Genomic DNA, 19,299 nt, shown 5'->3' on the forward strand with positions numbered 1-19,299 from the left:
ACCGCCCCCGCCGCGCCGCCATCTCCTCCTTCGGCATCAGCGGCACCAACGCCCACCTCATCCTCGAACAACCCCCCAACCAACCCACACCAACCGCGCTGGCGCCCGACGTGCCGCTGCTGCTGTCCGGCGCGACCGCCGACGCCCTCGCCCGGCAGGCCGCACGCCTGCTGGACTTCATGACCCCGCCCGCGGCGACCCCGCCCGGGACGGCCGCCCTGGACGGTGGCGTGGACGGTGGCATGGACGGTGGCATGGACGGTGGCGTGGACGGTGGCGTGGACGGTGGCGTGGACCTGGCCGCGGTCTCGGCCGCGCTCGCCACCGCGCGCACCCACCACGCCCACCGCGCCGCGATTCTCAGCGCCGAACCCGACGACGTGCGCGCCGCCCTCACCGCGCTCGCCGAGGGCCGGCCCGACCCGGCGGCCGTCACCGGCGTCGCCGCCGCCGACCCGCGACCCGTGTTCGTGTTCCCGGGCCAGGGCGCGCAATGGACCGGGATGGCCCGCGAACTGCTCGACGGCTCCGCGGTGTTCCGTGCCTCGATCGACGCCTGTGCCGCCGCGCTCGACCCGCACACCGGCTGGTCGCTGCACGACGCGTTACGCGGCGCGCCCGGCGCGCCGGACCTGGAGCGGGTCGACGTGGTGCAGCCGGTGCTGTTCGCCGTCATGGTGTCCCTCGCCGCGGTATGGCGGGCCGCGGGCGTCGTCCCGGCCGCCGTCGTCGGCCACAGCCAGGGCGAGATCGCCGCCGCGTACGTCGCTGGCGCGCTGAGCCTCGACGACGCCGCCCGGGTCGTCGCGCTGCGCAGCCGCGCCCTGTCCGCGCTCGCCGGCCGCGGTGGGATGGTGTCGGTGCAGCTGCCCGCCGCCGAGCTGGCCGAGCGTCTCGCCGCGTACGGCGACCGCCTCGCCGTCGCCGTCGTGAACAGCCCCCGCTCCGCCGTCGTGGCCGGCGACCCCGACGCGCTCGACGCGCTGCTGGCCGGCTGCCAGGCCGACGACGTGCGGTCCCGCCGCGTCGAGGTCGACTACGCCTCGCACTCACCGCAGGTCGACGCGGTCCGGGCCGACCTGGCCGCGCTGCTGGGCGGGATCACCCCGGTCGCGGCCGAGGTGCCGATGATGTCGACCGTCACCGGCGAGATGCTCACCGGCACCGAGCTCGACGCCGGGTACTGGTTCACCAACCTGCGCCGCCCGGTCCGCTTCGCCGACGCCACGGCCCGCCTGATCGCCGCCGGGCACCGGGTGTTCCTGGAGATGAGCCCGCATCCGGTGCTCACCACCGCCGTCGAGGAGACCGCCGAGGCCGTCGACGCCCCGGACACGGTCGCCGCCGGCACCCTGCGCCGCGGTGAAGGGGGCCCGGAGCGCCTCGGCCGCTCCCTCGCCCGGGCGCACGTGTGCGGGGTGCCCGTCGACTGGGCCGCCACCGGCCTGGTGAGCCCCGGCCGCCCGGCCCGCCTGCCCAGCTACGCGTTCGCGACCGACCGGTACTGGCTCGACGAGCAGGACCGCGCCGGCGACGGCGACGCCGACTTCTGGCGCGCGGTCGACGCCGCGGACCCGGCGGCCCTGCGCGTGCTCGGCCTCGACGGACTCGACGCGGACCTGCCCGCCCTGTCCCGCTGGCACCGTGAGCGCACCCTGCACACCGCGGCGGACCGCTGGACGTACACGGTGGCGTGGCGGCCCGTGCCGGCACCGCCGGCAGCCTCCGCGGCCGGCTCGTGGATCGTGGTGCACCCGCCCGGGACGGGGGCGGAGGCCACCGCGATCGGCGCGGCGCTGGCCCGCCGGGGCGCCGCGGTGACACTCTCCGGCGCCCTGGAGCCCGGCGACTGGACCGGCGTGCTGTCGCTGCACGCCCTGCACGCCCCCGCGGGCGCGCCGCTGCCGGGCCTCGACGCGCTGACCGCGACGCTGGACCTGCTGCGCGGCGCGGCCGGTGCGGCACCGGCGGCGGCGCTGTGGTGCGCGACCCGCGGCGCGGTCTCGACGGGCGCCGGCGACCCGCTCACCGACCCCGCCCAGGCGCAGCTGTGGGGGCTCGGCCGGGTCGCGGCGCTGGAGCACCCGGACCGCTGGGGCGGCCTGGTCGACCTGCCGCGGCACCTGGACGACGACGCGGCCGACCGGCTCGCGGCGCTGCTCGTCGCCGGAGCCGAGGACGAGCTGGCGGTCCGCCCGACGGGGACGTACGCGCGCCGGCTCGTCCCCGGGGGCGGCACCCCCGAACCCGCCCCCGAACCCGCCGCCGTGCCCGCTGCCGTGCCCGCTGCCGGGGTCTGGCCGCCGGCCGCCGGGACGGTCCTCATCACCGGCGGCACCGGGTCGGTCGGCGCGCACATTGCCCGCGACGTCGCCCGCGCCCACCCAGGCGTCGCGCTGCTGCTGACCAGCCGCCGCGGCGCCGACGCCCCCGGCGCCGAAACCCTCGCCGCGCAGCTGCGTGACCTGGGCGCCACGGTCACCGTCGCCGCCTGTGACGCCACCGACCGCACCGCCCTCGCCGCGCTCGCCGCCGACGCCGCCGCCCGCGGCGAGCCGGTCCGCGCCGTGTGCCACGCCGCCGGCGCCGGCAGCACCGTCGCCCTCGCCGACGCCGGCGCCGCCGACCTGCTCGACGGTCTGCACACCAAGGTCGCCGGGGCGCTCGCGCTCGACGACGTGTTCGGCGACGCCGACGCCTTCGTGCTCGTCTCGTCCGGCGCCGGCGTGTGGGGCGCCGCCGGGCAGGGCCCGTACGCCGCCGCCAACGCCTTCCTCGACGCGTTCGCCGAGGACCGCCGCCGGCGTGGCCGGACCGCGACCGCGGTCGCGTGGGGGCTGTGGGACGGCGCAGGCATGGCGGCCGGCGAGGCCGACGGGATGCGCCGCCGCGGCCTCACCCCGATGGACCCGTCGGCCGCCGCGGCCGTGCTGCGCCGCCTGGTGCCGTCCGCCCGGTCCGCGACCGTCGTCGCCGACCTCGACTGGCCCCGCTTCACGGCCGGGTTCGCCGCGCTGCACCGGACCCGGCTCTTCGCCGAGATCCCCGCCGCGGCGGCGCCCACCCCCGACGCCACCGCCGCGCAGGCCGGCGCGCCGACACCGTTCACCGCCCGGATCGCCGGGCTCGCCACCGACGAGGCCCGGCGCGAGCTGCGCGACCTCGTGCGCGCCCAGGCCGCCGCGGCGCTCGGCCACAAGGCGGAGGCCGGGCACGGCGCCGCCGACGCGGTGCCGCCGGACCGTGCCCTGCGCGAGCTCGGCCTCGACTCGCTGACCGCGGTGGACCTGCGCAACCGCCTCGTCGCCGCCACCGGCCTGCGACTGGCCAGCACCCTCGTCTTCGACCACCCGACCCCGGACCGCATCGCCGCGCACCTGCTGGCCCGCATCCAGGCCGGCCCGGCCGCCGCGGCGACCGCCACCGGACCGGCCGGCGACGACCGGCGCGCCGGGCCGGCGGACGAGCCGATCGCGATCGTCGGCATGAGCTGCCGGTACCCGGGCGGCGCCGACGACCCCGACGCATTGTGGCGGATCGTGGCCGGCGGCACCGACGCCGTCACCGCGTTCCCCGCCGACCGCGGCTGGGACCTCGACCGGCTCGCCGGCGGGGCCAGCCACACCGCGCACGGCGGGTTCCTCGCCGACCCGGCCGGGTTCGACGCCGAGTTCTTCGGGCTCAGCCCCCGCGAGGCGACCACCACCGACCCGCAGCAGCGCCTCGTGCTGGAAGGCGCGTGGGAGGCGATCGAAGGCGCCGGCATCGACCCGGCCACGCTGCACGGCGCCGACACCGGCGTGTTCGTCGGCGTCGTCAGCCACGACTACGCCGACCTGCTGCGCGACGGCGACGAGGACGTCGCGGGCCACCGGGTCACCGGCGTCTCCGCGTCCGTCATCTCCGGCCGGGTCGCCTACGCGCTCGGGCTGACCGGGCCCGCCGTCACCGTCGACACCGCCTGCTCCTCCTCGCTCGTCGCGCTGCACCTCGCCGCGCAGGCGCTGCGGTCCGGTGAGTGCGGGCTGGCGCTGGCCGGCGGGGTGACGGTGATGGCGACACCGACGCCGTTCACCGAGTTCAGCCGGCAGGGCGGGCTCGCCGCCGACGGCCGGTGCAAGCCGTTCTCCGCCGCCGCCGACGGCACCGGCTGGGGCGAGGGCATGGGCATGCTGCTGCTGGAGCGGCTCAGCGACGCCGAACGCCACGGTCACCCGGTCCTCGCCGTCGTGCGTGGCTGCGCGGTCAACCAGGACGGCGCCAGCAACGGCCTGTCCGCGCCCAGCGGCGAGGCGCAGCAGCGCGTCATCCGGGCCGCGCTGCGCAGCGCCGGGCTGGCCGCCGCCGACGTCGACGCCGTCGAGGCGCACGGCACCGGCACCGTGCTCGGTGACCCGATCGAAGCCGCGGCCCTGCTGGCCACCTACGGCCAGGACCGGCCCGCGGACAGCCCGTGCCGGATCGGCTCGGTCAAGTCGAACATCGGCCACACGCAGGGCGCCGCGGGCGTCGCCGGGATCATCAAGATGGTGCAGGCGCTGCGGCACGCGGTGCTGCCCGCCTCGCTGCACGCGGCGCAGCCCTCGCCGCACGTCGACTGGTCCGCCGGCGCCGTGGCGGTCCTCACCGCGGCCATGCCGTGGCCCGGCGGCGGCCGCCCGCGGCGCGCGGCGGTGTCCGCGTTCGGGATCAGCGGCACCAACGCCCACGTGATCCTGGAGGAGGCGCCGCCGCTCACCGCCCCGCCCGCCCCGGCGCCCGCCGTGGACGTGCCACTGGCGTTCCAGCTCGCCGCCCGTACCCCGGCGGCGCTGCGCGACCAGGCCGCGCGCCTCCTCGAACACCTCGACGCCGCGCCGGGCACCGTGCTCGCCGACGTCGCGCACTCGCTGGCCACCACCCGCACCGCCTTCGCCGAACGCGGCACCGTCGTGGCCGCCGACCGTGACCGGCTGCGGCACGGGCTGGCCGCGCTCGCCGCCGGTACCGGCGCCGCGAACGTCCTGCGCGGGCGGGCCAGGCCCGACGCCGCGGTCGCCTGGATGTTCACCGGCCAGGGCAGCCAGCGTGCCGGGATGGGCCGGCAGCTGCACGCCCGGCTGCCGGTGTTCGCCGCGGCGTACGACGAGGTCGCCGCCCACCTGCCGGAGCTGGCGGCGGGCGCCGACGAGGAGGCGGTCCACCGCACCGCCGTCGCGCAGCCCGCCCTGTTCGCGTTCCAGGTGGCGCTGTTCCGCCAGCTGACCGCGTGGGGGCTCGCGCCGTCGCACCTGCTGGGACACTCCGTCGGCGAGCTCGCCGCGGCCCACTGCGCGGGGGTGCTCGACCTCGCCGACGCCTGCCGCCTCGTCGCCGCCCGCGGCCGGCTCATGCAGCAGCTGCCCGCCGGCGGCGCGATGCTCGCCGTGGACGCGACCGGGTCCGAGGTCACGCAGACCCTGGACGAGTTCAGGGGCAGGGTCGACATCGCCGCCGTCAACGGCCCGAACGCCGTCGTCGTCTCCGGCGACGAGGACGCCGTCGAGGCGCTGGCGGACCGCTGGCGCGGGCGGGGGCGCCGGACCCGCCGGCTGCGGGTCAGCCACGCGTTCCACTCCGCCCGCATGGATCCGATGCTGGCGGAGTTCCGGGCCGTCGCCGAGTCGCTCACCTGGCACGCGCCGCGCATCCCGGTCGTCTCCAACGTCACCGGTGTACCCGACCCGGACGTCGCCACACCGGAGCACTGGGTACGGCACGTCCGGGCCACCGTCCGGTTCGCCGACGGCGTGCGGTGGCTGGCCGACCACGGGGTGCGGACGTTCGTCGAGCTCGGCCCCGACAGCGTCCTGGCCGGCATGGCCCACGACTGCCTCGACACCGGCACCGGTGACGCCGGGCCCGTGGTGGTGCCCACCCAGCGCCGCGGGCGGCCCGAGGCGGCGGCGCTCATCGGGGCGCTCGCCGAGCTGCACGGCCACGGCGTGTCACCCGACTGGGCCGCCGTGACCGGCCCGCACGGCGGCCGGGTGGTGCCGCTGCCGACCTACCCGTTCCAGCACCGGCGGTTCTGGCCGCGGCCCGCCGCCCCACCCGCGCCGGCCGCGGGAGCGCTCGGGCTGCAGGCCGTCGAACACCCGATGCTCGGCGCCGCCGTGCCGCTCGCCGGGACCGGCGCCTGGGTCTTCACCGGCCGGCTGTCGGCCGCCGCGCAGCCGTGGCTCGCCGACCACACCGTGGCCGGGGTCGTCATCGTGCCAGGCACCGCCCTGCTCGAGCTCGCCGTCGACGCGGCGGCGCGGGCCGGCGCCGGGCAGGTGGAGGAGCTCGCGTTCCGGACCCCGGTCCGGCTGCCCGGCGACGCCACCGTCCAGGTGCAGGTGGCCGTCGGCGCTCCCGACGCGGCCGGGCGGCGGACGCTGAGCATCCACTCCCGCCCTGACGGCGCGACCGAGTGGGTCCGCAACGCCACCGGCGTCGCCGCCGCGCCGGCACCCGCCGAGGCCGACCCGGACCTCACGCTGTGGCCGCCGACCGGCGCGCAGCCCGTCGACGTCGACGGGCTGTACGAACGGCTGCACCGCCGCGGATACCACTTCGGCCCCGCGTTCCGCAGCCTGCGCGCGGCCTGGCGGCGCGGCGCCGAGCTGTACACGGAGATCGACCTGCCGCCCGCACACCGGCCCGGGGCGGCCGGCTACAACATCCACCCGGCGCTGCTGGACTCCGCCGCGCACCTGAGCCTGGAGGGCTACGCCGAACGTGCCGAGGCCGCGGGGCAGCTGCCGATCCTGTTCGCCATCAACGGCGTGCGCGTGCACCGTCCCGGACCGGGCGCGCTGCGGGTCCGGCTCGCCCCGGTCGCGGGGGAACCCGACGGCATGGAGCTGACCGTCGCCGACGCCACCGGCCGGCCCGTGGCCCGCGTCGCGTCGATGCACGTGCGTGGCGTCGCCCCCGACCTGCTCGACCCGGCCGCCGCCGGCACCCTGCTGCGCCGCGCCTGGACCTCCGCACCGACCGGGCCCGCGCCGCGCGGGCTGGCCGTCGTCGGCGCCCCCGACCCCGCGCTCGCGCTGCCGCTCGGCGACGGCGAGGTCGACACGTACGCCGACCTGAACCGGCTCGGCCCGCTCGTGCCGCCGGTCGTGCTGGCCGGCGCGGCCGGCTGGGTCGCCGGCACCGACCCGGCCGCGGACACCCGCCGCGCGGTCACCGCCGCGGCCGCGCTGCTGCAGGACTGGCTCGCCGCGGACCGGTTCGCCGCCGCCCGGCTCGCCGTCGTGACCACCGGCGCGATGGCCGTCGCCCCGAGCGAGCACGGCGACCCGGTCCAGGCGGCCGTGTGGGGTCTGGTGCGCGCCGCGCAGGCCGAACACCCGGGCCGCTTCGTGCTCGTCGACACCGACGGCTCCGCGGCCGCCCGGCACGCCCTGCCCGCGCTCCTCGGTGGCGGCGCCGAGCAGCTCGCGGTCCGCGGCGCCGCCGGCCTCGTGCCGCACCTCGCCCGCCTCGACCCGGCCGCCGGCACCGCCGCGGTGGCGCCGCGGCCGTTCGACCCGGACGGGACCGTGCTCATCACCGGTGGCACCGGCTCGCTCGGCCGGGAGCTCGCCGCGCACCTCGTCGCCGAGCACGGCGTGCGGCACCTGCTGCTCGCCGGGCGGCGCGGTGACCCGGCCGGGCTCGACGCGCTCAACTTCGCCGGCGCCGCGGTCACCGTCGTGGCGTGCGACGTCGCCGACCGGGATCAGGTCGCCGCGCTGCTGGCCCGGATACCGTCCCGGCACCCGCTGACCGCGGTGGTGCACGCCGCCGGCGTCGTCGACGACGCGCTGCTGGCCGACCTCACCCCGCAGCGTATCGCGCGGGTGCTGCGCGCCAAGGTCGACGGCGCCCACCACCTGGACGAGCTCACCCGGCACCTGCCGCTGGCCGGGTTCACGCTGTTCAGCTCGGCGTCGGGCATCCTCGGCAACGCGGGCCAGGCCAACTACGCCGCCGCGAACGCGTTCCTCGACGGGCTCGCCGAGCGCCGCCGGGCGCTCGGCCTGCCCGCGCAGTCGCTCGCCTGGGGGCCGTGGGCCACCGGCGACGGCATGGCCGACCGGCTCGACGAGCGACAGCTGCGGCGCATCGAACGCACCGGCCTGCGGCCGCTGCGCGCCGACCGGGCGCTGCGCCTGTTCGACGCCGCCCGCAGGTGCGGTCCGGGCGGTGACACCGCGGTGCTCGTGCCGGTCCACCTGGCCGGCGCGGCGCAGACGGTGTCGCCGATGCTCGCCGGTCTGTTCGCCCCGCGGACCGGCGGCGCCGCACCGGCCACGCTGCCGGCCACGGCGCCCGCCGAGGACCTCGCCACCCGGCTCGCCGGGATGCCGCCGGCCGCGCGGGGCGGCGCCGTCCTCGCCGTCGTGCGCGCCGAGGCCGCGCTGGTCCTCGGCCACGACCGGGGCAGCGACGTCGACCCCGACGGCCCGTTCCTGGAGAGCGGGTTCAACTCCCTGATGGCCGTCGAGCTGCGCAACCGGCTCGCCGCCGCCACCGGGCTGCGCCTGCCGACCACGCTCGTCTTCGAGTGCCCGACCCCGGCCGCCCTGGCCGACCACCTCACCACCAGGCTGCGCCCCGCGCAGGACCAGGAAGTCCGCACCATCCTCCACCACCAGCCGCTACTTCAGTTGGAGCCCCTGTCATGACGGATGTGCTCAGCGAAGCCGCACTCGGCGACTTCCAGCTCCTGGCCGGCCCGGGCGACGCCCTCGTCGCCGACCACCACCTGCACGGGGCCGCGCAGCTGCCCGAGCTCAGCCACGTCGACGTGCTGCTGCGCGCCGCGGCCCGGCGCGGCCTGGCCCCCGACGGCGTGGAACTGTCCGCGGTGACGTTCCCCGGCCCGGTCCGCTTCGCCGACGGCCGGCCGCGTCGGCTGGTGTACCGGGCCACCGCCGACGGCGCCGCGACCCGGGTGCGCGCCGACGCCGGCGCCGTCGAGCCCGGCGGCGCGGACACCGGGACGGCCGTGCCGATCCTCGACTGCCTCGTGCGGTGGGCCGGCGCCGAGCCGCCCGGGCCGCCGCTCGACCTCGCCGCCCACGGCCGGGCCGCGGCCGGCGCGGCGGACCTCGCCGAGCTGTACGCCCGGGCCGGGCGCGGCGGCCTGCGCCAGGGCGAGTTCCTGCGGGCCCGCGGCTGGGTCGGGTTGTCCGGCGACGACGTCGTCGCCCAGCTCACCCCCGGCCCGGAAGCGGCCGCGCGGGCCGGCGACTTCCACGCCCACCCGGCGCTGCTGGAGGCGGCCCTCGTCGCCACGTTCGGGCTGGCCACCGTGGAGGGCGCCGCGCCGTTGCGGCCGCGGTCGATCCGTATCGTCCGCGCGCCGCGCCGCCTCGACGGGCTCACCCACCTCGTCGCGCGGGTCCGCCCGGCCGGGCCGGACGCCCTCGAGGCCGACATCGCCCTGTACGACGCCGACGGCATCCTCGCCGTGCGCCTCGACGGCGTGCACGCGGTCCGCGAGCCGGCACCCGCGGCCGGCGTCGGGCCGGAGCCCGGCGCGCCGGACCACCCGATGCCCCGCCGCGCGCCGCGCCCGCCGCGGCCCGAACGGCGGCCGCTGGACATCGCGATCGTCGGTGTCGCCGGCCGGTACCCGGGCGCCGGCGACCTCGACACGTTCTGGGGCAACCTGGTGGCCGGGCACGACGCCGTCACCGAGGTGCCCGCCGAGCGGTGGCGCGCCGAGGACTACCCGACCGGCGGGCTGTCGCTGCCCCGCCACGGCGGGTTCATCGCCGACGTCGACAAGTTCGACCCGCTGTTCTTCCGGATCCCGCCGAGCACCGCGGCGACCCTCGACCCGCAGGAGCGGCTGTTCCTGGAGGCCGCGTACGCCGCCGTCGAGCATGCCGGCTACCAGCCCGACGACTTCCGCGCCCCGCACAACCGGGTCGGCGTCTTCGTCGGCGCGATGTGGGCCGACTACCGGCTCCTCGGCGTCGACGCGACCCGCCGCGGCACCCCGGTGTCGGTGCCGTCGATGGCCTCGTCGGTGGCCAACCGCGTCTCGTACTTCTTCGACTTCGCCGGGCCGAGCATGGCCGTGGACACCGCCTGCTCGTCGTCGCTGACCGCGCTGTACCTCGCCTGCCGCAGCATCGCGGAGGGCGAGTGCGACGCGGCCATCGCGGGCGGGGTCAACCTGCTGCTGCATCCCGACAAGTTCCTGCTGCTGCGCACGCTCAACATGGCCGCCTCCGACGGCCGGTGCCGCTCCTTCGGCGAGGGCGGCGACGGCTACGTGCCCGGCGAGGGCGTCGGCGCGCTGCTGCTCAAGCCGCTCGCGAAGGCCGAGGAGGACGGCGACACCATCCACGGCGTCATCCTCGGCATGGCCGTCAACCACGGCGGGCGGGCCGCCGGGCTCACCGTGCCCAACCCGGTGGCGCAGGGCGAGGCGATCGCCCGCGCGATCGGCGAGGCGCAGGTCGACCCGGTCTCCATCGGCTACATCGAGGCGCACGGCACCGGCACCGCCCTCGGCGACCCGGTCGAGGTCGCCGGGCTCAACCGGGCGCTGGCCGGCCGTACCGACCCCTGCCTGCTCGGCTCCGTCAAGTCCAACATCGGCCACCTGGAGGCCGCCGCCGGCGTCGCCGCCGTCACCAAGGTCCTGCTGCAGCTACGCCACGGCACGATCGCGCCGTCGCTGCACTCCGACCGGCTCAACCCGGAGATCGACTTCTCGGCGGCGCGGCTGCGGGTGCCGCAGGACGCCCAACCGTGGCCGCGCCCCGCCGCCGAGGCCGGCGGCCGCCGCCGGGCCGGGGTCAGCTCGTTCGGGGCCGGCGGCGCCAACGCGCACGTCGTCATCGAGGAGTACGTCGCGCCGCCGCTGCCCGCCCCGCCCGCCGGGCCGGAGGTGCTGGTCCTGTCGGCCCGCACCGAAGAGCGGCTGCGCGCCTACGCCGGGCGCATCGCCGCGTTCCTGCGCGGTGCCGAGCCGGGCCGCTTCCGCGACATCGCCCGCACGCTCCAGGTGGGCCGGCCCGCCCTGGAGGTGCGGCTGGCGCTCGTCGCCGCGACGCCCGGCGAGGCCGCGACGGCCCTGGAGCGGTACCTCGCCGGTGAGCCGTCGGCGGTGCACACCGGCACGGCCGCCGGTGAGGCGGACCGCGAGCCGGGCCGCGCCGACCTGCTCGGCCGGCACTACGCCGCCGGCGACCTGGACAGCACCGCCCGCCTGTGGACGGTCGGCGGCCGGCCCGACTGGGCGACCCTCAACGGCGGGCCGGCGCGGCGGGTGCCGGTCCCCGGTTACCCGCTGCAGCGCACCCGGTACTGGCTCGACGAGCCGGCGGACGCGAGCTCCATCGCGGCGATCACGGAGGCGTACGAGGCCGGCACCCCGCACCTGGACGTCGAGCTGGAGGCCGCGTACCCGCTGCTGGGTCGCTACGCGTCCGGCTCCGCCGCGCGCAAGCTCGGCACGCTCGGCTTCCCGGCCGGCGGTGGCACGGTCGCCGAGGTGCGGCAGCGGCTGGGGATCCGGCCGGAGTTCTTCCGCTTCTTCGATGCCTGCCTGGCCGTGCTGGAACGCCACGGGCACGTCGAGCGGGAGGGCGGCCTGGTGCGCCTCACCGCGGGCACCGAGGACCTGGCGGCGCTGCGCGGTGAGATCCTGGAACAGCACCCGGAGGCGTACCCGTTCGTGCGGCTGCTGGACACCTGTGTGCAGGCGTACCCGCACACGCTGCGCGGTGAGATCCCGGTGACCGAGATCCTGTTCCCCGGCTCGGGGGTGGACCTCATGGCCGGCGTGTACCGCGGCAGCCCCGCCTACGACTTCTACAGCGAGGAGCTCGCGCGGTTCATCGGCACCGTCGTCGACGTGCGGGCCCGCGCAGGCCGCCGTCCGGTGCGCATCCTGGAGGTCGGCGCCGGCACGGGCAGCACCTCCCACGCGGTGCTCGCCGCCGTGGCGGCCCGCGACACCGAGGTCGAGTACCACTACACCGACGTCGGCGGCAGCTTCGTCGCGCACGGGCGGCGCACGTTCGCCGGCACCTACCCGTTCGTACGGTTCAAGGTCCTGGACGCCGAGCGGGACCCGGTCGAGCAGGGCTTCGCCGAGGGCGGGTTCGACGCGGTGTTCGCCGCCAGCGCCCTGCACGCGGTCGCCGACGTCGACGCGTCGCTGACCATGCTGCGCCGGCTGCTCGCGCCGACCGGCCTGCTGGTGCTCGGTGAGCCGGTCGCCGACATCGACATCCTCACCCTGTCGATCGGGATGCTCGACGGCTGGCACCGCTACACCGACCCGCAGCGCCGGCTGCCGAACTCGCCGCTGCTGTCGGTGGAGCAGTGGCGGGAGGCGACCCGGCGGACCGGGTACCGGGACTTCACCGGCTACGGGCCCGGCCTCACCGCCGACACCGACCCGTCGTTCCGGCTCATCGTCGCCGCCAACTCCGGCGCGCCGGTCGACGCGCCGGACCGGCCCGCCCTGCCGGCGCCGCCCACCGCGTCCGGCGCCGACCCGGCCGTGGCGGAGACCGCACGGGAGGCGGCGGCCGAGGTCCCTGCCGCGGACCCGCCCGAGGTGCTGGAGCCGGTCGTCGCCGCGATCATCGCCGACGGGCTCGGCGTCGGGGTCGCCGAGGTGCGCCCGACCATGTCGTTCGCCGAGTACGGCGTCGACTCGATCCTGGCGGTGAAGCTCGTCGAGCGGCTCAACGCGGCGCTCGGCGTGGCGGTGAAGCCGACGGTCGTCTTCGACCACCCGAGCGTGCGGCGCCTCGCCGCCCACTTCGCCACGGTCGGCGCCCGCATCACCGCCGGTGCGCCCGCGGCTCCCGTCGCGCCGCCGGCGCCTTCCCCGGCCGTCGCAGCGTCCACCCCGAGCGCCGCACCGACGTCCACACAGACGACCACGCCGGCGGCCGCAGCGCCGCGGCCGCGGCCCGCCGCCGTCCCGCTCGTCGGCGGGACACCCGCGCCCAGCCGTACCCTGGACATCGCCGTGATCGGCATGGCCGGCCGCTACCCGGGCGCCCGCGACACCCGCGCCCTGTGGCAGAACCTCGTCGCCGGGCAGGTCAGCATCGCCGAGGTGCCCGCGGCCCGGTTCGACCTCGACGCGGTGTACGCGCCGTGGCCGCCGCGCCCCGGCAGGACGTACACCCGCTGGGGCGGCTACCTCGACGACGTCGACCTGTTCGACCCGGCGTTCTTCAACATCGTCCCGGCCGAGGCCGACTACATGGACCCGCAGCAGCGGCTGTTCCTGCAGGAGGCGTGGCGGGCGGTCGAGGACGCCGGCATCGACGCCAGGCAGCTGGCGAGGGTCCGGTGCGGCGTGTTCGCCGGGTCCCCACCGTCGGACTACATCACCCTGCTCCGCGACCGGGGACTGGGCGGTGTCCCGCACGTGTTCACCGGCAACGCCCCGTCGATCCTGCCCGCCCGGGTCGCCTACCACCTCGACCTCACCGGGCCCTGCATGAGCTTCGACACCGCGTGCTCGTCGTCGCTGGTCGCGATCCACCAGGCGTGCCGCAGCCTCGCCGCCGGCGACTGCGACCTCGCCCTGGCCGGCGGCGTCGCCGTCTACAGCACCCTGGACCACCTGCTGCTCACCTCGTCGCTCGGGATGCTGTCGCCGACGGGGCAGTGCCGGGCGTTCGACGCGGCGGCCGACGGGTTCGTCATGGCCGAGGGTGCCGGCGTGGTGCTGCTCAAGCCCCTCGCCCGGGCGATCGCCGACGGCGACCCGATCCACGGTGTGATCAAGGCGGCCGGCGTCAACCAGGACGGTCGCACCAACGGCATCACCGCGCCGAGCGCCAGGTCCCAGCAGGAGCTGGCCGCGGGCGTCTACGACCGCTTCGGCATCGACCCGGGCGACATCGGCTACGTCGAGACCCACGGCACCGGCACCCGGCTCGGCGACCCGATCGAGATCGAGGCCCTCACCGGCGCGTTCCGGCGGTACACCGACACCCGGCGCGGCATCCCGATCGGCTCGATCAAGACGAACATCGGGCACAGCTCGCACGCCGCCGGGGTCGCCGGGCTCATCAAGGTCCTGCTGGCGATGCGCGAGGGGCACATCCCGCCGTCGCTGAACTTCACCGCCGACAACGAGCTCACCGGACTGGCGGACTCGCCGTTCTTCGTCAACACGGAGCTGCTGCCGTGGCCGGCGCACCGCAGGCTCGCCGCGGTCAGCTCGTTCGGCTTCAGCGGCACCAACGCCCACCTCGTGGTCGCCGGGCACGACGAGCGCCGGCCGGCCTCGCCCGCCCCGGCCCGCGAGGCGCTGGTGCCGCTGTCGGCGCGCAGCGAGGCCGCGCTGCGGCGGGCCGCCGCCGAGCTGGAGCGGGCCCTGACCGGGCTGCCGGACGCCGCCCTGCACGAGGTCGCGGTGACGATGCAGGCCGGTCGGGTGCCGTTCGAGCATCGCGCGGCGGTGGTGGCCGGATCCGTCGAGCAGCTGCGGGCCCGCCTCGCGCTGCTCGCCGCCGGTGGCCGCCCGGCCGGTGTGCACCTCGGCCGCGTCGACCCGGACGCGCCGGCCGGCCCGGTGGTCGCCCCGGAGCCGGGCGGCGACCCGCACGAGGCCGGCCGCGCGTGGGCCGCCGGCGGCAGCCTGGACCCGACCCGCATGTACCCCAAGGGCACCACCCGCCGCCGTCACCTGCCCGGCTACTCGTTCGACGCCGAACGTTGCTGGCTGCCCGATGCGGGCACCGGTGACGGCTCCGGCACCGGTAACGGCCCCGGCCCTGGCGGCGGCCCCGGTCCCCGCCCCGGCAACGGCCCCGGCTCCGGCCCCGGCCCGGCGACCGGCCCGGCGACCGGCCCGTCCGGTGGCGCCGTGGACCGGGCGCAGGGCGAGCCGCCGACCGCGCACCTACGGCCGGAGCCGGCTCCCGCGGCGGCCACCGACCGTCCGGCGGACATCGATCGGCCTGCGGACACCGATCGTCCCGGGGCCGTCGATCGTCCGGCGGACGCCGAGACCGTCGACAGCGGACGGTTCGCCAGGCTGGTGATCGGCGCGGCCGCCGACGAGCTCGGCGTCGAGCCGTCCGACGTGGACATCCGCGTCCCGGCCGTCACGGCCGGGCTGGACCACGACGGCCGCGCCCGGCTGGTCGACCGGATCAACCGGGCGTTCGGCGTGCGGCTGCCCGGCGGCGCGTTCCCGGCCGGCATGTCCCTCGCCGCGTTCGCCGTCGGACCGGTCCGCGCGGCGCTGTCCGGTGAGGCCCCGCTGTCCGGCGGGCCCGACCTCGTCGACCTGGCCCAGGACTACCTGAAGGCGCTGCTGGCCACCGAGGCGCGGCTACCGGCGGAGCGGATCCGGGTGCGCGCGCCGCTGTCGGAGTACGGCATCGAGTCCGTCCTCATCACCCAGCTCAACCAGCACCTCGAGGACGCGTTCGGGGCCGTGTCGGCGACGCTGTTCTTCGAGTACCAGTCCATCGCGGAGCTCGCCGCGCACCTCGCCGCCACCTACCCCGACCGGCTCCGCGAGCTCACCGCGACCCCGGCGCCGGCCGCCGCGGTGCCGCCGGCCTCCGCCAAGACGGCCGCCGCGACGGTCGTCGAGACGGCCGCCGCGATCGAGCCGTCGGCGCGGCCGCGCACCGAGGGCGGCGAGCGCCCCCGTACCGGCGACATCGCGGTCATCGGCATGGCCGGTCGCTACCCGATGGCCCGCGACAACGACGAGTTCTGGAGCAACCTCCTGGCGGGCCGGGACTGCGTCGTCGAGGTGCCCGCGGACCGGTGGGACCACAGCCGGTACCTCAGCGACGACCCCGACGAGCCGGGCACCACCTACGCCCGCTGGGGCGGCTTCATCGACGGCGTCGACGAGTTCGACGCGCGGTTCTTCCAGATCCCGCCGAAGGAGGCGGAGGGGATGGACCCGCAGCAGCGGCTGTTCCTGCAGGCCGCGTGGTCCGCCGTCGAGGACGCGGGCTATACGCCGGCGCGGATGCGGGCCACCGCCGCGCGCCGTGGCACCAAGGACACCGGGGTCTTCGCCGGCGTCACCTACGGCGACTACCAGCTGCTCGTCGGCATGCCGATCGTCGGGTACTGGGCGGTGGCCAACCGTGTCTCGTACCACCTCGGCCTCAACGGACCGAGCATGGCGGTGGACACCGCGTGCTCGGCGTCGATGACCGCCGTGCACCTGGCGGTCGAGGCGCTGCGGCGCGGCGAGTGCGGCTACGCGATCGCCGGCGGTGTCAACGTCACCGTCCACCCCGGCAAGTTCCTGCTGCTGGGCCACGGGCGGTGGGCGTCCACCGACGGGCGGTGCCGGGCGTTCGGCGCGGGCGGCGACGGGTACGTGCCCAGCGAGGGCGTCGCCACCCTGGTCCTGAAGCCGCTCGCCGACGCGGAGGAGGACGGCGACCGCGTCTACGGCGTCATCCGCGGCAGCACGGTCAACCACGGCGGCCGCACCAACGGGTTCAACGTGCCCAGCCCCAACGCGCAGGCCGGGCTCATCGGTGAGGCGCTGCGGCAGTCCGGCACCGACCCGCGCGAGCTGTCCTATGTGGAGGCGCACGGCACCGGCACCGCGCTCGGCGACCCGATCGAGATCACCGCGCTCACCAAGGCGTTCCGGGAGCACACCGGCGACCGTGGATTCTGCGCGATCGGCTCGGCGAAGGCCAGCATCGGGCACCTGGAGGCGGCCGCGGGCGTCGCCGGCATCGTCAAGACCCTGCTGCAGCTGCGTCACGGCACGATCCCGCCGTCGCCGCACGCGGAGCCGGCGAACCCGAACATCGACTTCGCCGCCGGTCCGTTCACCGTCGCCACGACCGCCACCCCGTGGCCGCCGCGCCCGGACGGGTCCCCGCGGCTGGCGGCAGTCAGCTCCTTCGGCGCCGGCGGGGCCAACGGGCACGTCGTCATCGCCGAGCACCGCGGACGGTCCGCCGCGCCCGTGCCGGTGGCCGGACCGCAGCTGATCGTGCTGTCGGCCCGCAAGGCCGACCGGCTCACCGCGCACGCCGCCGGCCTGGCCCAGTTCCTGCGCTCCGCGACGGTCGCGCTGGACGACGTCGCCTGGACGCTGATGGTCGGGCGGGAGGCCTTCGAACACCGGCTGGCCACGGTCGTGTCGTCGGTCGCGGAGCTCATCGAGCGGCTGGACGCGTTCGCGGCGGGCCGGCCCGACCGGCTCGTGGTGACCGGCGCGGTGCCGGCGTATCAGGACCGGCCGGCGGGGGAGAGCGCCGCGGACCACGACTACCTGACCGGCCTGCGCGCCGGTGGGGAGCTGCGCCGGCTCGGTGAGCTGTGGGTCCAAGGGTGGGCGGTCGACTGGGAGCGTCTCGGCGCGGCCCCGGGCCGGGTGGTGAGCCTGCCGACCTACCCGTTCGCCCCCGAACGGCACTGGATCGTGCCGGAGGATTACCAGCGCGCCACCGTGGCACCCGCCGCACCTGCCGCACTCCCGGCGCCCGCCGCGGCGCCCGCGGACTCCGCGTCACCCGCGGACTCCGCGTCACCCGCGACCCCGCGACTTCCGGAGCCCGCGCCGCACGAGGAGTTCCGGGCCAGGCTCGGCAGCCAGATCACCGGCATCTTCGCCGAGCTGACCAAGCTGCCGGCCGACGAGCTCGACCCCGACGCCGACTTCGCCGACTTCGGGTTCGACTCGGTCGTCTCCGTCCGCATGCTCAACCGGCTCATGAAGACCTACGGCGTGCGCATCCCCGGCACCGTCATCGACGACCACACCACCATCCGCGGCCTCACCGACCACCTCGTCGACAGCGGCGTGCTGGCCGGCACCGGCCCCGGCGCCGCACCGGCGGGCCGGCTCGGCAAGGTGCTCGCCGAGCCGGCCCGGGAGGTCGAGCCGATCGAGCTGCCGGCGCCGCTGCCGTACGACTCGATCTTCATGTCCGGCGTGACGGGCGTGCTCGGCGCGAGGCTGCTGCACGACCTGCTGGCCAAGACCGACGCGCGGATCCGGTGCCTGGTGCGGGCCGACTCCCCGGAGGCGGCGCTGGAACGCATCGGTCGGCTGCTGGCGGTGTACGACGAGGAGGGCGCCCTGGGCGCGGAGCTGCGCCGGCGGGTCACCCCGGTGCTCGGCGACGTGACCCTCGACAACCTCGGCCTGGACGAGGAGGAGCTGACCCGGCTGGCGGCCGACGTCGACGTCACCATCCACGCCGCCGCCCGCACGACCCTGGTCTCGTTCTACGACTCCCTGGCCCCGATCAACGTCGACGGCACCCAGCGCATGATCGACTTCGCGTTGCGCACCGGGCACCGGCACCTCGTCTACGTCTCCAGCTTCAGCGCCCTCGGCGACTGGCTGCTGCACGACAACCGCCCGTTCACCGAGTTCGACCTGGAGCTCGGCCAGGAGTACGACCACCTGCCGTACCAGGAGACGAAGTACCACGCGGAGAAGCTGGTCCGCGCCGCCTCCGACGACGGTCTGATGTGGACGATCGTGCGGCCCGGCAACATCATGGGCGACTCGGTGACCGGCCGGTACCCGTTCGGCGAGGTCAACGTGAAGGGTGTCTACTACGACCTGCTCAAGACGGTCGTGGACACCGGTGTCAGCGCCGTCACCGCCAACCACTGGGACATCACCCCGGTGGACTACGTCAGCGGCGGCATCGTCGAGCTGGGCCTGCGCCGCGCCTCGTACCGCGAGACGTATCACCTCACCAACCCCGACATCCGCAGCCTCAACGAGATCTTCGACCACGTCCGCGACTTCGGCTACGACGTCCGCGCCGTCCCGGTCCGCGAGTTCCACCGCATGGCCGTCGAGCGGCGCTTCCGCTCCGCCGGCTGCACCGAGCCGTACGACTCGCAGACCATCGAGATGATCAAATACGGCATCGAGACCTGGGGTCCGGAACACTATGAGCACAGCTGCCCGCCGGACGCGACCTACACCCGGTCGCTGCTGGAGCCGGTCGGCCTGCACTGCCCGACGATCGCCGAGCTGGTGCCCATGTACCTGACCCACTGCGTACGCAACGGGCTGTTCCCCCCACCGGCCCGCTGAGCGTCGCGCCTGTCAGGGGCGGCCGGCACCTCGTGTGCCGGCCGCCCCTGCGGCGTTGACGTTCGGCCCGCCGCCGGCCCGCCGCGCTCGCCGGTGTCCAGGGCGCACCGCGCCGGACGTCGGCTCGAACCGGGTTTCCATGGGCCCGGACGAGGACGCCGTGCTCGCCGATGACCCGCTGCCGTGTCGCCGTCGGGACCCGGCCGACCCGGCCCGTGCCCGGCGCACCGGCGAGTCCGACGGTGACATGC

General features: G+C 77.0%; 2 protein-coding genes. Both read left to right on the forward strand.

The window, feature by feature from the left end; translation table 11 throughout:
- Positions 1-8,678, forward strand: an 8,678-nt coding sequence (locus OP18_RS46280) for a type I polyketide synthase (RefSeq protein ID WP_156090266.1), incomplete at its 5' end; no start/stop codon positions are given.
- Positions 8,675-19,048, forward strand: a complete 10,374-nt coding sequence (locus OP18_RS58285) for a beta-ketoacyl synthase N-terminal-like domain-containing protein (RefSeq protein ID WP_156090267.1) — start codon at positions 8,675-8,677, stop codon at positions 19,046-19,048. The genes OP18_RS46280 and OP18_RS58285, both read left to right, overlap by 4 nt.
- Positions 19,049-19,299: the final 251 nt, after the last annotated feature.

It is taken from the genome of Dactylosporangium aurantiacum (assembly GCF_000716715.1).
Classification (GTDB): Bacteria; Actinomycetota; Actinomycetes; order Mycobacteriales; family Micromonosporaceae; genus Dactylosporangium; species Dactylosporangium aurantiacum.